This is a genomic window from Neisseria bacilliformis (assembly GCF_014055025.1).
Lineage (GTDB): Bacteria > Pseudomonadota > Gammaproteobacteria > Burkholderiales > Neisseriaceae > Neisseria > Neisseria bacilliformis.
This window is the reverse complement of the sequence record NZ_CP059571.1, coordinates 1,654,687-1,669,975: the sequence shown is the minus strand read 5'-3', so window position 1 is coordinate 1,669,975 and position 15,289 is coordinate 1,654,687. Positions and strand designations below refer to the sequence as shown.

11 protein-coding genes and 1 pseudogene are annotated in these 15,289 nt (G+C 59.9%); 5 read left to right on the top strand and 7 right to left on the bottom strand.

Features of this window, described 5'->3' with window-relative positions; translation table 11 throughout:
• Positions 1–312: 312 nt before the first annotated feature.
• The 3 genes from recD to H3L91_RS08100 all read right to left on the bottom strand — a co-directional run bounded on the left by recD (position 313) and on the right by H3L91_RS08100 (position 4,917).
• On the bottom strand, positions 313–2,118 hold the full coding sequence (gene recD / locus H3L91_RS08110; protein ID WP_040659577.1) for an exodeoxyribonuclease V subunit alpha: 1,806 nt from the start codon (positions 2,116–2,118) through the stop codon (positions 313–315).
• A 229-nt stretch (positions 2,119–2,347) separates the two neighbouring features.
• The gene (clpA, locus tag H3L91_RS08105) at positions 2,348–4,615 is read right to left on the bottom strand and encodes an ATP-dependent Clp protease ATP-binding subunit ClpA (protein WP_007343252.1); all 2,268 of its coding nucleotides are present in this window, start codon (positions 4,613–4,615) and stop codon (positions 2,348–2,350) included.
• The gene (locus tag H3L91_RS08100; RefSeq protein WP_007343251.1) at positions 4,612–4,917 is read right to left on the bottom strand and encodes an ATP-dependent Clp protease adaptor ClpS; all 306 of its coding nucleotides are present in this window, start codon (positions 4,915–4,917) and stop codon (positions 4,612–4,614) included. Before H3L91_RS08100 ends, clpA begins: the two co-directional genes overlap by 4 nt.
• 330 nt (positions 4,918–5,247) lie before the next feature.
• Here H3L91_RS08100 and H3L91_RS08095 point away from each other — a divergent pair, with 330 nt between their 5' ends.
• From H3L91_RS08095 to mfd, 3 genes are all read left to right on the top strand, one after another.
• Positions 5,248–5,694, top strand: a complete 447-nt coding sequence (locus H3L91_RS08095) for a hypothetical protein (RefSeq protein WP_007343248.1) — start codon at positions 5,248–5,250, stop codon at positions 5,692–5,694.
• Between the two features lie 74 nt (positions 5,695–5,768).
• Positions 5,769–6,212, top strand: coding sequence for a lysozyme inhibitor LprI family protein (locus H3L91_RS08090; RefSeq protein WP_007343247.1), 444 nt, complete (start codon positions 5,769–5,771; stop codon positions 6,210–6,212).
• Between the two features lie 81 nt (positions 6,213–6,293).
• Positions 6,294–10,166: a transcription-repair coupling factor gene (gene mfd / locus H3L91_RS08085; RefSeq protein ID WP_007343246.1), complete on the top strand. Its 3,873-nt coding sequence runs from the start codon at positions 6,294–6,296 to the stop codon at positions 10,164–10,166.
• Between the two features lie 151 nt (positions 10,167–10,317).
• Here mfd and H3L91_RS08080 read toward each other — a convergent pair.
• Positions 10,318–10,440: pseudogene (locus H3L91_RS08080) on the bottom strand (IS1595 family transposase); the annotation flags it as partial.
• Between the two features lie 96 nt (positions 10,441–10,536).
• Positions 10,537–11,406 carry a DUF4184 family protein gene (locus tag H3L91_RS08075; protein ID WP_244958453.1) on the bottom strand — a complete coding sequence of 290 codons (870 nt, stop codon included), beginning with the start codon at positions 11,404–11,406 and terminating at the stop codon, positions 10,537–10,539.
• A 205-nt stretch (positions 11,407–11,611) separates the two neighbouring features.
• Between H3L91_RS08075 and H3L91_RS08070 the strand changes: the two genes are divergently transcribed.
• On the top strand, positions 11,612–12,292 hold the full coding sequence (locus H3L91_RS08070) for an XAC2610-related protein (protein WP_007343242.1): 681 nt from the start codon (positions 11,612–11,614) through the stop codon (positions 12,290–12,292).
• A 171-nt stretch (positions 12,293–12,463) separates the two neighbouring features.
• On the top strand, positions 12,464–12,805 hold the full coding sequence (locus H3L91_RS08065) for a barstar family protein (RefSeq protein ID WP_081458589.1): 342 nt from the start codon (positions 12,464–12,466) through the stop codon (positions 12,803–12,805).
• A 292-nt stretch (positions 12,806–13,097) separates the two neighbouring features.
• Here the strand turns inward: H3L91_RS08065 and H3L91_RS08060 are convergent, their stop codons facing one another.
• Entirely contained in the window at positions 13,098–13,343 is a 246-nt protein-coding gene (locus tag H3L91_RS08060) for a hypothetical protein (protein WP_040659011.1), read from the bottom strand.
• A gap of 71 nt (positions 13,344–13,414) precedes the next feature.
• Positions 13,415–15,238, bottom strand: a complete 1,824-nt coding sequence (locus H3L91_RS08055; protein ID WP_007343238.1) for an ABC transporter ATP-binding protein/permease — start codon at positions 15,236–15,238, stop codon at positions 13,415–13,417.
• Positions 15,239–15,289 lie beyond the last annotated feature (51 nt).

The window sequence follows — 15,289 nt, the reverse complement described above, 5'->3', positions numbered from 1 at the left end:
TTCGTTATACGGCAGAGGCCGTCTGAAAACCGCATTGCGCAGCTTTCAGACGGCCTTTTGTGTGGCGGATGCGGACAACCGCTTGTAAAACAGAAACCGCGTGCGTCGCCTTGGGACGACACACACCCTACCCGATAGGCCGTAAAAGCCGTAGATCGGATACTTGTATCCGACATCCCGTGCAGTGGGACAATTCTGCGGGGACACGTCGGATTCAAGAATCCGACCTGCAACTGTGGCGGGTTTGGCACGGAACGGGTTGGGGCCGTCTGAAAGCGCGGCTTCGGCGCAGCCGAAAGCGGGTTTTGCTTTTCAGACGGCCTCCGGCCGCGCCAGCAGTTCGCGCAGGGCGCTGCGGCGGGTTTCGTTGCGGCGGCAGGCGGCGGCGAGGGTTTCGGGGGCGGCGGCGCAGGCGAAGCGTTCGCGGGCGCGGGTGATGGCGGTGTACAGCAGGGCGCGGTTGAGGCCGCCGCCGGTTTCCTGTGTGCCGTCGGGTTCCTGTGCGCCCTTGTCCGTCGCACCGGTTGCGCCGCCGTTTCCGTTGCCGGTTGGCGCGTGTTCTTCGCCGGGCAGCAGCCAGACTTCGGCGTATTCCGAGCCCTGGCTTTTGTGGACGGTGATGGCGAAGGCGGTAAGGTGGGCGGGCAGGCGGCTGAGGGGGACGGTGCGGTAGCCGGCGGCGGCGGGGAAGCAGGCGGCCAGCGCGCCGGCTTCGCCCTGCGGGTCGGGCAGGACGATGCCGATGTCGCCGTTGTAGAGGCCGAGGGCGTGGTCGTTGCGTTCGATCATGATGCTTTGTCCGGCAAACCAGGGGGCGTCTTCGCGCACGCGCCCCTGCTGCGCGAGCAGGCGGCGGCAGGCTTGGTTGAAGCGGTCGGCCTCTTCGCGGCGGGCGGCGAGGACGGCGAGGCGGCTTTGCGCGGCGAAGGCGGCGGGGGCGTCGCCCGCGTCGGCGGCCTGCCAGAGGGCGGCTTGGGTGCGGCAGAAGCGTTCGGCCAGCTGCGGGATGTTGTCGGGCAGAAAGGCGAGTTCGGCGGGGAAGCGGGCGAACTGGGCGAGGGCGGTTTCGGCGTCGCCGGTACATACGGCGCGGGCGAGGCAGCCGAGGCCGCTGTGTTCGCCGAAGCGGTGGCTGACGGTGAGGCGGGCGGTGTTGGCCGAGAGCGGCGGGGCGTTTGCGGCCGTCTGAAAACGTTGTTCCGCGTCGGGCAGCAGGGTTTTCAGACGGCCTGTAAGCTCGGGGGAAAGCACGGCGGGTTGGGCGAGGGCGGCGAGCACCGCGCCCGCGCCGACGGAGGGGAGCTGGTTTTCGTCGCCCAGCAGGATGACGCGGCAGCCGTCGGGCACGGCGCGCAGCAAATCGAGCATGAGGGCGAGGTCGAGCATGGAGGCTTCGTCGATGACGAGGATGTCGAGCGGCAGGGGGTTTTGCGCGTCAAACTGCGGGCGCATCTGCGGCGGACGCAGTTTGAGCAGGCGGTGGACGGTTTGGCCTTCGAGTTGGGACAGATGGGCTTTGAGGCCGTCTGCCAAGGGGAAACGCTGCAAGGCGGCGTGCAGGGCGCGCCCCATGTGGGCGGCGGCTTTGCCGGTGGGGGCGGCCAGGGCGGTGCGCGGCAGGGGGTCTGCGCCCTCGCACAGCAGGGCGAGGAGTTTGGCGACGGTGGTGGTTTTGCCGGTGCCCGGGCCGCCGCAAATCAGGATGAAGTTTTGCAGCAGGGCGAGCGCGGCGGCGGCCTGCTGGCCTGCGCTGCCGGGTTCGGCAAACCAGTTTTGCAGGTTGCGCGCCGCTGCGGCGGGGTTGGCGGGGGCGGCGGGGCTGGCGGCAAGGCGGCGGATTTCGTGCGCCAAGTCGCTTTCAAGCTGCCACATTCTGCCGAGAAACAGCCGCCGTCCGGAAACCGTCAGCGGCGCGTTGCCGCTGCCGTCGGCCAGCGGGGCGGCAGCGGAGAGGGCGGCGGCTTCGTCGCGGGCGAGCCAGATGAAGCTGTGGCCGTCGGCGAGGGCGGCAAACAGGCGCGGCAGGAAGGGGGCGCAGGTTTCGGCGGCTTGGGGATGGAGGCGGCGGAAGAGTTCGAGCGCGGCATCGGCGGCGGCGTTGGCAAATTCGTCGGACATGGTGCGGGATGGGTTGGCAGGGAGGAGGCGGATTATAGCAAGCGGCGGATGGGGCGGGATGGAGCGGGAGGCCGTCTGAAAATCGTGTTTGGGGATTTTGGCTGTGCTTTCAGACGGCCTTTCATTGAGGCGGGGCAAACCGAGTGTGTGGCTGCGCCACATATCCTGCCTGTGCGGCAAGAGGCCGTCTGAAAAACGGAAACTGCGTTTTCAGACGGCCTGTGTTGCTTTACACGGCGGCGGTGCTGGTGTTTTTTTCAAATTCGAGCAGGGCTTCTTCTTTTTCTGTGTTCCAGCCGATGCGTACGAAGCCGCCGTCGGCGAGGCGGCCGAAGAGGAGTTCTTCGGCGAGGGCGCGGCGCAGTTTGTTTTGGATGAGGCGGTGCATGGGGCGCGCGCCCATTTGCGGGTCGAAGCCTTGTTCGGCGAGGTAGGCGCGCAGTTCGGGGGTGAATTCGGCTTCGACTTTTTTGGCCAGGAGCTGTTGTTCGAGTTGCAGCAGGAATTTGTCGACAATGCGGGCGATGACGGCGGCGCCGAGGGGGGCGAAGGGGATGACGGCGTCGAGGCGGTTGCGGAATTCGGGGGTGAAGGTTTTGTTGACGGCCTGCATTTCGTCGCCGCGCTCGCGTTTGGTGGTGAAGCCGAGTGTGGGGCGGCTGAGGCTTTCGGCACCGGCGTTGGTGGTCATGATGATGACGGTGTTGCGGAAGTCCGCGCTTTTGCCGTTGTTGTCGGTGAGGCGGCCGGCGTCCATGACTTGCAGTAGGACGTTGAAGATGTCGGGGTGGGCTTTTTCGATTTCGTCGAGGAGGATGACGCTGTGGGGCTGTTTGGCAACAGCTTCGGTGAGCAGGCCGCCCTGCTCGAAGCCGACGTAGCCGGGGGGCGCGCCGATGAGGCGGGAGACGGCGTGGCGTTCCATGTATTCGGACATGTCGAAGCGTTGCAGGGGGACGCCTAGGGCGTAGGCGAGCTGGCGGGCGACTTCGGTTTTGCCGACGCCGGTGGGGCCGGAGAAGAGGAAGCTGCCTATGGGTTTGTCGGGCTGGCCGAGGCCAGAGCGGGACATTTTGACGGCGGCGGCTAGGGCGTCGATGGCTGTGTCTTGGCCGAACACCATGTTTTTGAGGTTGCGGGCGAGGTTTTTGAGGGTTTGGCGGTCGTCGTTGGAGACGGTTTTTTCGGGGATGCGGGCGATTTTGGCGACGACAGCTTCGATTTGGGCTTTGCCGATGACTTTTTTCTGTTTGGATTTGGGCAGGATTTTTTGTGCCGCGCCGGCTTCGTCCATGACGTCGATGGCTTTGTCGGGCAGGAAGCGGTCGGTGATGTAGCGGGCGGAGAGTTCGGCGGCGGCTTCGATTGCGCCGTTGGTGTAGCGCACGTCGTGGAATTGCTCGAACATGGGTTTGAGGCCGCGCAGGATGTCGGCGGTTTCGGCTGTGCCGGGTTCGGCGACGTCGATTTTCTGGAAGCGGCGGCTGAGGGCGTGGTCTTTGCTGAATATGGTGCGGTATTCGTCGTAGGTGGTGGCGCCGATGCAGCGCAGGCGGCCTTTGGCGAGGGCGGGTTTGAGCAGGTTGGAGGCGTCCATGGTGCCGCCGGAGGTGCTGCCCGCGCCGATGACGGTGTGGATTTCGTCGATGAAGAGGATGGCGCCTTCGGTTTCGTCGAGGGCTTTGACGACGTTTTTGATGCGGGCTTCAAAGTCGCCCCGGTATTTGGTGCCGGCCAAAAGCGCGCCCATGTCGAGCATGTAGACGGTGCCGCCGGCGAGTGCTTCGGGGACAAGGCCGCGCACGATCTGCCAGGCCAGTCCTTCGGCCAGGGCGGTTTTGCCGACGCCGGCTTCGCCCACCAGCAGGGGGTTGTTTTTGCGGCGGCGGCACAGTACCTGCACGAGCCGTTCCATTTCGGCTTTGCGGCCGATGAGGGGGTCGATGCGGCCGGCCTGCGCTTCGGCGTTGAGGTTGACGGTGTATTTGGCCAGTGCGTCGCCGCCGGCGGCTGCGGGGGCGGCTTCGTCGTCTTCGTTTTCAGACGGCCTGCCGTTTTCTTCCGCGCCGCCGTGGGCGAGGTGGCGCAGCAGTTCGGTGCGGCCGACGGATTGCAGTTGCAGGAAATAGACGGCGGGGCAGTCTTTTTCGTTCATCATGGCCACGAGCACATCCAGCGGGCGCACCTGCCGTTTTTCAACGGATTGGGCGTGGATGATGGCGCGCTGCATGACGCGCTGGAAGCCGAGGGTGGGCTGGGTGTCGGTTTTGTCGAGCAGGCTTTTGGGCAGGGTGGGGGTATTGTCGCGTATGCTGGCGGCAAGCTGGCCGGACAGGATGTCCAAATCCACGTGCAGGGCTTCGAGCGTCTGCTGCACTTCGGCCGAATGCTCCATAAGCGCGAGCAGGAGCTGCTCGAGCGTAATCATCTCGTAGCTGCGCGCGCGCGCATCGGCGTAAAGGTCTTGCAAAATCTGTTCCAAAGCATCCGAAATCATGAAACCTCCTCTATTGTGCATTTGAGCGGGAAACCGGCATCGGCGGCGCGCCGGTGCACCTGCGCCTGCTTGGTTTGCGCCACGTCGCGGGTGAATGTGCCGCAAAGCCCTTTGCCTTCGTGGTGTACCAGGAGCATCACGGCGAAGGCGCGGTCTTCGGACAGGAAAAACACTTCGGTCAATACCTGCGCCACGAAATCCATGGTGGTGTAGTCGTCGTTGAGCAGGAAAACGCCGTATTTGCGCGGCGGGCGCAGTTTTATTGCGCTTTCATCGGCGGACTGCCGGTGCTGTGTTGCCATGTTTTCGGCCTTGTTTGTGCGGATTCAAAGCCGCCCATATGTTGCCGCCGGCACCGTTTTTCAATCTTTCAGACGGCCTCTGCCGCCGTTCTGCTCAAAATAATAATAATTATCCTAACATAGCTTGGCAGAGGCCGTCTGAAAAAAACAGTCGTTTGCAGGAAAATATTTGACGGGCGTCATAAAAAACTGTTTTTATGCGCAGCCCAAGCCGTCCTACTTTTTTCAGACGGCCTCGGTTACAATCCGCCGCGCATCATACAGGCCGTCTGAAAACCTTTTCAGACGGCCTCAGCCGCTTGTCTTCCCGCCGTTGCAAAGGTACGCATCATGAAAATCCTCACCGCTTTCTTACTCGCCCTGCTTACCACCCATGCCGCCGCGCAGCCGCCCGCTGCGGACGCGCTAAAATTGCCGGAAAACGTCCGCATCATCACCGCGCAAAACTGCCGCAACGAAATTTTGCGCATGGACGTGCTGTTCCGCACCTACCTGGGCTTCTGCCCGCAAAGCGACGTGATGAAGCTGGCCGGCAGCGACAAATGGCTGAACAACGCCTTTCAGCGGCAGGGATACCTGATAGAGGATTGCAAGCAGCACGGCGGTCTGAATCCCGAAAAAGCGATTGCCTCCATACCAAACTTGTCGCCGCTGATGGATTTGGCCGAGCGCGAACCCGAGCCGTCCGATGCCGAAATCGCCGCCAAAGCCGCGCCGTTTTGCACCGCCAACCGCGCCGCGTTTCAGCGGCTGATGGAATGGCATAATCCGCAGTAGTGCCAAAGGCAGCCTGAAATATTTTGTCGGATATGCCTATTCGAGCGATACAACCATTAAAAAGAAAACACATCATGTCCAATCCAACCAGCAAAACGGGAACAGTTTTACTCTTTTTATTCGCGTCTGCGAACGCGTTTGCCGATGCCATGCCGCTTGAACACACTATCCGCGATGCGTGCAGCGACCGGCATTTCGCGCAGGTTGATGTGCAAGCCTGCATTAAGCAAAACGCCGACCGCAGCGAAACGGTTTGGCAAAACGCCCAAGCGCAAACCATCGCGAAAATAAAGCAATGGGACGAAGAGCAAAGATACAAAGATGCCGCCCTGCAAAAATATGCGGCGGCGGAACAGTCTTTTGCCGCATACAGAAACCGTTATTGCGATTGGGCGGCTTCATTGGGCGGCGGCGCAATCGGAACGGCAAGAACCATGCGTAAAAATGCGTGTATTGCCGAACAAAACCGCACCCACGCCAAGCAGGTGCAAGAAATAATGAAAAATTGGACGTTTTAATGATTCAGCGCGTAGCTCGGGCATCAATGCCCGACCTGCGAAACTTTACCCCACCCGATAACCTAAAAACCCAAAACCACCATGACCCTCCCCCTCCCCACAAAATCCGCCCCGCGCGTGCGCTGGCTCAATCTCACCGCCGGCAGCCTGCCCTATTTTTTAACGCAAAACCTGCCCGCCAAGCCGCCCAAGCTGATTCTTACGCCCGACGCGGAAACCGCGTTGCGGCTGCAAACGGCGTGGCAGTTTTTCCGCCCAGAGGACAACGCGCTGTTTCTGCCCGACTGGGAAACGCTGCCGTATGAGCGTTTTTCGCCGCATCAGGATTTGGTGTCGGAGCGGCTGTCGGTGTTGTGGCAGCTCAAAAACGGGCTGGCTCACGCGCTGTTTGTGCCGGTGTCCACGGCGATGCAGCGTCTTGCGCCCGCGCCGTTTCTCTTGGGGCGCACGTTTTGGCTGAAAACGGGGCAGCGGCTGGATATTGCGGCGCTGCGGCAGAATCTGGTGGAAGCGGGTTACAGCGCGGTATCCAACGTGGTGGCGGGCGGCGAATTTGCCGTGCGCGGCGGCATCGTGGATTTGTTCCCCACGGGCAGCGACACGCCATATCGCATTGATTTGTTTGACGATGAGATTGACAGTATCAAAACGTTTGACCCCGACAGCCAGCGCACCATCGCGCCTGTGTCGGAAATCCGCCTGCTGCCGGCGCACGAGTTCCCCACCGACGACGCGGCGCAAAAGATTTTCCGCAGCCGTTTCCGCGAGGAGGTAAACGGCAATCCGAACGATGCGGCGGTGTATAAGGCGGTGAGCGGCGGGCAGTTTGGCGCGGGGGTGGAATATTATCTGCCGCTGTTTTTTGAAGACGGCTGCGCGACGCTGTTTGACTATCTGGGCGCGGACGCGCTGGCGGTGTGCGTGGGCGATGTGCACACCGAGGCGCGACGGTTTGAGGCGGAAGTGAAATCGCGTTTCCAAATGGCGCAGGGCGATGCGACTTATCCGCCGCTGCCGCCGCAACATCTGTATCTGGCGGCGGATCAGTTTTCAGGCTGCCTGAAAGGCTATCCGCAGATTTTGCCCGAGCTGGGCGGCGCGGCGTTTGCGTTGCCAAATGTGGCGGTGAACCGCCAAGCCGAGCAGCCTTTGCAGGCCTTGCAGGATTTTCAGACGGCCTTTGACGGGCGGATTCTGCTTACCGCCGAAAGCGCGGGGCGGCGCGAAACGATGCTGGGCTTTTTCGCGCAACACGGTTTGAAACCGAAAAGCGTGGACGGCTGGCAGGCGTTTTTGGAGAGCTGCGAGAAGCTGTGCATCACGGTAACGCCGCTGGCGTATGGGTTTAAGTTGGGGCAGCCTGAAAACGGCGTAGGTCGGATTCTTGAATCCGACACTTCCGCAGCGGCAGACGTTTTGTCGGATACAAGTATCCGACCTACGGACGTTTCAGACGGCATCGAAGGCAGCCTGAAAGCCCAAGCCCGCCCGCGCTACACCGACGGCACGCCTATGCACATCGGCGATTACGTTCGCGTAGAACAGGCATGGCATGGGCGCATTGTCGCCCTGTTTGACCTGAACGAATACGGCGATGAAAGCCTGGCAGGTCTGGCAAACGGCATTATGGTCAAGTTTGACGAAGCAGGCTTGGTGCACTATGAAAACGAACAGTTGGCAGACGAGCTTACCTTCATTGCCCGCGCCGACAGGCAGCCTGAAAACAGCGTAGGTCGGATTCTTGAATCCGACACTCCCGCAGCGTCGGACGTTTTGTCGGATACGGGTATCCGATCTATGGGCGTTTCAGACGACCTTTCAGGCAGCCTGAAAATCGCCCTTATCACCGAATCCGACCTCTACCAATACGTCGCCAAAAGCCGCAGCAGCACCCGCCGCAAAAAGCACGCCGCCGTATCCGATGGTTTGCTGCGCGACCTTGCCGAAATCAGCATCGGCGACCCCGTTGTCCACGAAGAACACGGCATCGGGCGCTATATGGGCTTGGTGTCTATGGATTTGGGCGGCGAAGCGCAAGAAATGATGCTGCTCGAATACGCAGGCGAAGCGCAGCTTTATGTGCCTGTTTCGCAACTGCATTTAATCAGCCGCTACTCGGGCGCGGCGCATGAAAACGTGCAGTTGCACAAACTCGGCAGCGCAGCATGGAACAAAGCCAAGCGCAAGGCCGCCGAAAAAGCGCGCGATACCGCCGCCGAATTGCTCAATCTCTACGCCCGCCGTGCCGCGCAGGAAGGCCACAAATTCCAGTTTGACGAAGACGACTACCGCGCCTTTGCCGACGGCTTCGGCTACGAAGAAACCGAAGACCAGGCCGCCGCCATCGCCGCCGTCATCAAAGACTTAACCCAAGCGCGCCCGATGGACAGGCTGGTGTGCGGCGACGTGGGCTTCGGCAAAACCGAAGTCGCGCTGCGTGCCGCCTTCGTTGCCGTGATGGGCGGCAAACAAGTCGCCGTGCTCGCGCCGACCACGCTTTTGGTGGAGCAGCACGCGCAGAATTTTGCCGACCGTTTCGCCGATTTTCCCGTCAAAGTCGCCCAGCTTTCGCGCTTCAACAGCAGCAAAGAAACCCGCGCCACGCTCACCGGTATGGCAGACGGCACGGTGGATATTGTCATCGGCACGCACAAGCTGGTGCAAGACGACATTTCGTTTAAAAACTTAGGCTTGGTCATCATCGACGAAGAACACCGCTTCGGCGTGCGCCAAAAAGAGCAGCTGAAAAAACTGCGCGCCAACGTGGACATCCTCACCCTCACCGCCACGCCGATTCCGCGCACATTAAGCATGGCCTTAGAAGGCTTGCGCGACTTCTCGCTGATTACCACCGCCCCCAGCCGCCGACTGGCCGTGAAAACCTTTGTCAAACCGTTCAGCGAAGGCAGCGTGCGCGAAGCCGTATTGCGCGAGCTCAAACGTGGCGGGCAAGTGTTTTTCCTGCACAATGAAGTGGATACGATTGAGAATATGCGCGAGCGGCTGGAAACCCTGCTGCCCGAAGCCCGTATCGGCGTGGCGCACGGGCAACTGCGCGAGCGCGAGCTGGAACAAGTGATGCGCGACTTTTTGCAACAGCGGTTCAACGTCTTACTCTGTTCCACCATCATTGAAACGGGCATAGACATTCCCAACGCCAACACCATCATCATCAATCGCGCCGACAAATTCGGCATCGCCCAGCTCCACCAACTGCGCGGGCGCGTCGGGCGCAGCCACCACCAAGCCTACGCCTATCTGCTCACGCCCGAATACATCAGCAAAGACGCTGAAAAACGGCTGGATGCCATCGCCGCTGCCGACGAACTGGGCGCAGGTTTTTCGCTGGCGATGCAGGACTTGGAAATCCGCGGCGCGGGCGAAATCCTCGGCGAAGGGCAGTCGGGCGAAATGGTGCAAGTCGGCTTCACGCTCTACACCGAAATGCTCAAACAAGCCGTGCGCGATTTGAAAAAAGGGCGCCAGCCCGATTTGGACGCGCCATTGGGCGTAACCACCGAAATCAAGCTGCACAGCCCCGCCCTGCTGCCCGAAAGCTACTGTCCCGATATTCACGAACGCTTGGTGCTCTACAAACGCCTCGCCACCTGCGAGAGCGAAGGGCAAATCAACAGCATCCACGAAGAATTGGTGGACAGATTCGGACTGCCCGAGCAGCCCGTAACCACCCTGCTGGAAAGCCACCGCCTGCGGTTAATGGCGAAAAGCCTCGGCATCACCACCATCGACGCATCAAGCGACGCGCTTACGCTCACCTTCGGCAAACACACCAGCGTAGAGCCTGCCGATATTATTTTGCTGATGCAGTCCAACAAAAACTACCGCATGGCGGGGGCGGATAGATTGCGGGTAACCGCCATGATGGAAAGCGTTGCCGAGCGCGTGCGGATGGTAAGGGCGGTGATGAAGCAGTTAAGCCCAAAGGCAGCCTGAAAATCTGGTTTTCCGTTTTCAGGCTGCCATTTAGGCTTTTCAGACGGCATCCAAGGCAGCCTGAAAACCAAACAAGTAGGTCGGGCATTTATGCCCGACTGACAAACGCCGACCAATTTAAAAAAGTTGGGCATCAATGCCCGACCTACCCGCTGATGCCAGTTAATCTGGCAGTATCAGAAGCAGTCAAATCCAAGGCAAATAGCCGTAGAATTTGACGAAATTGTGGTTCAGAAATTTTGCTGAACTTTTGATACTTGTTTTTTAATTTCATTTCAGAAGCTTATCACTGTTTTTGGTGATTTTGCTTCCTAAGCCCCTGAATAGATATAAAAACAACACACTTAACGATTGCCATAAAACCGCTTTTTCAGCCATTTTCCTTTCGGGCAATATGTCTCAGACACACTATCGAAAATGAAATCGCTGCACAATCAATCAGGCGGATTATTTGTGTGGCGGCATGACCCAACGGCACGGGAGCAATGATTTGCCAGATGGAAAAGCCAAACAGTGACAGAATGGTACAGAGAATCCAAAAACGGTATTTTTGTCCAATGGTTTGACGAGAGCGGTATGGCCGGCGGCGGGCGGTGCGGAATACAAAGTACAGGCAGGTGGTTAGGCCTATTACACCGCCGCCATATTGCAGCCATTTAAAGATTGGCAGAAACAATACGGTTTGTTGCAGCACGGGGAAATGCTGCACAAACCAGCCGGTGGGGTGGGTAAACGCATCAAGGAAAAGATGGGTGGCCATGCCGAATAAAGCACTCGGTATGAAGAGGGCGGCTTTGATTTTATGAAAATCTACATTTTTAGACGGTCTATAGGGGGCGGCATTAAGGCAATTGGGTAAAAAATCAGATAAAGCGTCTCGCCACAGGGCAAGATAAAGCCAATAAACCGCAAAGCACAACGCCAGATTCGGCCACAGCATATCGGCCAAACCATGTCCGCCGGATACAGCACGTCCATGCAGAAAATAGACGAAATCAGGAGAAAGGCTTCCGATGACCAATGCAGGGAAATGGCAATAACGGCAACGTGAAAACGGCAAAATAGCAATCGGGTGAGCAAGAGTAAACGGCATATTTTGAAATCCGATGATGATGCGGAACCGCGATTTTAACGCAGCGGGCAAGAGAAAAGGCATTAGCAAGCGTAGCCTGTATGCCGTAGGGTGTGCAGCTTTGCTGCGCACGCGGTTCAAGGCAGCCTGAAAACGGTAAAAACCCATTTTCAGGCTGCCTTTTCAGCAAGTAGCTTGAGTTGCAAACCCAACATTTCCGATTATTCAACTATGTTGGGTTTCAACCCAACCTACCCTTGCTTGTCAGCAAGCCACAGGACAGATACCATTACCCGCGTATTTTGCCGTTTCAGGCTGCCTGAAAGCGGTTTTTTTGTTGCGCCAACTTTTTAAACAACCCCAAGGAAACTCCATGCAAAACAAACTCATAACCATCGCGCTTTTAACCACCGCGCTCGCCGCCCACGCCGAGACCTTTCCGATGACCAATCTGCCCCAAGGCTGGGCAGGCAGCATCCATGTTGACCAATGCGCCGAAGGCAAATGCGCAGGCAAAGGCGAAGTGCAGCTGACGCTCGGCAAGCAAACGCACACGCTGCCCGCCGATTTCCACGAATTTTCCGCGCCCAAAGCCCAAGGTGCCGCACCGCTGGTCAATCCGATTGCCATCGACGATTTTAATTTTGACGGCAAAGACGATGTTGCCGTGCCGCGCGGGCATCAAGGACCATACGGCTCAGCCAGCTACGATATTTATCTGCAAACAGCAGACGGCAAATTGGTTCGCAACGCCGATTTAACCGATTTGACCGATAACTACATGGGGCTGCCTGAAACCGATGCGAAGCGCAAGCTGCTGATTGTTTACGGCAAATCAGGCGCAGCCATTCATTACACCGAACACTACCGCCCCAGCGCCAAAGGGCTGCAAAACGTGTATTCGCGCGTTGATACCCATGACGGCTGCGGTGCAGGCAAAGTGAAAATTGTCGAAAAAGCCTTGCTGCCAAACGGCAAATGGCGCAGCAAAAACCGTTGCCTGTCTGATGCGCAATACAACAAACTGCTTGAGCGCGAAACAGCAAAGCGATAAGCAATCATTAAACGCAAGCAAGCGTAGCCCGCATAGCGTAGGGCGTGCAGCTTTGCTGCGCACGCGGTTCAAGGCAGCCTGAAAACCAATTCCCCTTTTTCAGGCTGCCTTTTAAGTTTTTCAGACGGCATCCGAGGCAGCCTGAAAACCCACTCATACACCTAACCTCCAATCCCAACCATACCCCACTTCACCCAATCCTCCCCCGCCGCCCCCAACCGCCTCACCATAACCATCAGCCTGCGCCACCTCGCCAGCCATGCCGCCCTTATCCGCCGCCTCGCCCAAGCCCTCGCCTTCCCCCAGCCCTGCCCCAATGCCAGCGCACTCGACGACCTCATGCGCGACCTCGCATGGCTGCCCGAAACCCACATCCACATCCGCTTCCAACACCTCAACCAACTGTACGCCCAAAATCCCACCCTCGCCCGCCACACCGCCGACCACCTCGCCACATGGCGCGACTACTGGCAACAGCCACACCACGGCAAAACCGTCTGCATCGATGATTAACCGACTTGCCCCAAAGCAAGCGTTGCATGGCGTAGGGTGTGCAACTTCCCTGCGCACGCGGTTTCCAATGCAGCCTGAAAAGCCCGCTTTCCGAGTAGGTCGGGCATTCATGCCCGACTGACAAACACCGTCCAATTTAAAAAAAGTCGGGCATGAATGCCCGACCTACTCTGTTACGGCGGGTTCGGTATGGAACGGGTTGAGGCCGTCTGAAAGCGCAGCTTCGGCGCGGCCAAAAGCTGGTTTTGTTTTTTCAGACGGCCTTTTTGTTGGCGGAGGCCGTCTGAAAGGTTTATTGCGCTGCTTTTTTGCGGCTTTTTTTGTGTTTGTTTTTTTCAGACGGCCCCTCGGCGGGGGTTTTGCTTTTTTTGTGCAGGGCTTTGAGTTGGTCGCAGGCGGGGGTGCCGTTGCGTTCGCGCAGGAGGGATTCGCGTTGCAGGGTGCAGGAGCGTTGCAGGCGTTCGGTTTCAAAGGGGTCGGCGGCTTGGGCGGCGGCGGGGATGAGGGCGGCGGTGAGGATGAGGAGGGCGGGTTTCATGTTTTTCCTTTTTTTAAATGGTTGGCAGAGACCGTATAACAAACAGACCGTCTGAAAAAGAAGCCGCGCTTTCAGACGGCCTTGGGGGCGGGTGCGGCGGCGGGGGTGTCGCCGTGGCCGACCCAGAGGGCGAGGTTGTGGAAGGCGGCGAGGGTGTTGCGGTGGCCGATGCTGACGATGATGCTGCGGGGCAGGTCTTGGCGGATGCGGCGGTAGAGCATCGCTTCGGTGGGTTCGTCGAGGGCGGAGGTGGCTTCGTCGAGGAGGACGGCGGCGGGGCGGGTGATGAGGATGCGGGCGAAGGCGATGCGTTGGAGTTCGCCCGGGGAGAGCCGCTGCTGCCAGTCGTCGGCGGTGTCGAGCAGGGGGGCGAGGTGTTCGAGGCGGCAGGCGGCGAGGGCGGCAGCGACGGTTTCGGGGCTGGCGGGGGGGGCGGGGTAGCAGACGGATTGGCGCAGGGTGCCTTGGGGCATGTAGGCTTTTTGGGGGACGAACATGATTTGGTGCTGCGGGGGGCGGGCGATGCTGCCGCTGCTGCCGAAGGGCCAGAGGCCGGCGAGGGTGCGCAGGAGGGAGGTTTTGCCGCAGCCGCTGGGGCCTCGGATGAGGAGGGCGTCGCCGGCTTTTGCGGTGAAGCTGACGTTGGCGAGCAGGGTGTCGCCGTTGGGGTGCAGGAGGTTGACGCGGTCGAGGATGAGGCCGTCTGAAATTTCGTTTTCCTGCGGGCTTTGCACAGAGCCGGTTTGGTTCATGCTGTCGATGAAGCCGGAGAGGCGTTCGAGGCGGGCGCGGTAGACGGTGAAGTCTTTGTAGAAGTTGCGGAAGAAGGACATGGCTTTTTGCAGGCGGGCGAAGGATTGGACGGTTTGCTGCACGTCGCCGATTTTGATGAGGCCGGTAAAGAGGCGGGGGGCTTGGAGCATGAGGGGGAGCAGCTGCATGATTTGGCTGAATATGTCGTTGAAGCCGCTGAGGGTGACGCTTTGGCGGGCGATGCGCCAGCGGTTGGCGATGATGGCGCGGAAGCGGTCGGCGAGCTGCTGCTCTTCCTGCCATTCGCCGTGGTAGAAGGCGATGCTTTCGGAGTGGTCGCGGATGCGCACGAGGGAGTAGCGGTAGTCGCCGTTGAGGTGTTCGTTTTCGTAGTTGGAGCGGATGAGGGGGCGGCCTATCCACATGGCGAGGGCGGTGGCGGCGAGGATGGCGAGGTAGACGAGGAAGACGATGCCGTGGGGGATTTCGATGCCGAATACGGGCAGGATGCCGGCCAGCCCCCAGAGGACGACGGTGAATTCGATGGTGGAGATGACGGAGTTGAGCATGCCGCGCAGGAAGGTGATGGTGGAGGTGATGAATTCCTGGGCGTCCATTTGGATGCGCTGGTCGATGTTGTCGGGGGCGTCGCGGCGCATTTGCAGGCGGTAGTAGGTTTTGCCGGCGAGCCAGCGGCGGGTGAGGACGCGGTTGAGCTGTTCGGCCCATTTGATGGCGAGTGCCTGGTCGAGGAAGTCGTTGGCGATGAGGTTGACGGAGCGGATGAGCATGACGGCGGCGTTGGTGAAGACGGCCGTCCAGAAGACGGCGGCGAGCCTGTCCTGCATGGCACTGTACGCGCTGCTGTACAGGAAGGTGTTGAGCACGTAGAGCCGCACTTCGGTGAGCAGGAGGACGACCATCAGGACGACGACCGCCGCCGCTTTGGCCGCGCCGCTTTTGCTCAGGCAGGGTTGCAGCACCTGCCGGAATTCGCGGCCGAAGCGGGTGCGGCCGAGCAGGAGGACGGCGAGGGCGGCGCAGACGAGGATGCCGGTGAGGGTCTGCACCAGCCACATGGGGGAGGCGGCGAGTTCGGTCTGCCATTTTTGCGCGGTTTGGGCGAGGAGGAGTGTGTGCATGGTGCGGGAGAGGCCGTCTGAAAGATTTTCAGACGGCCTTTTTATGTGTCG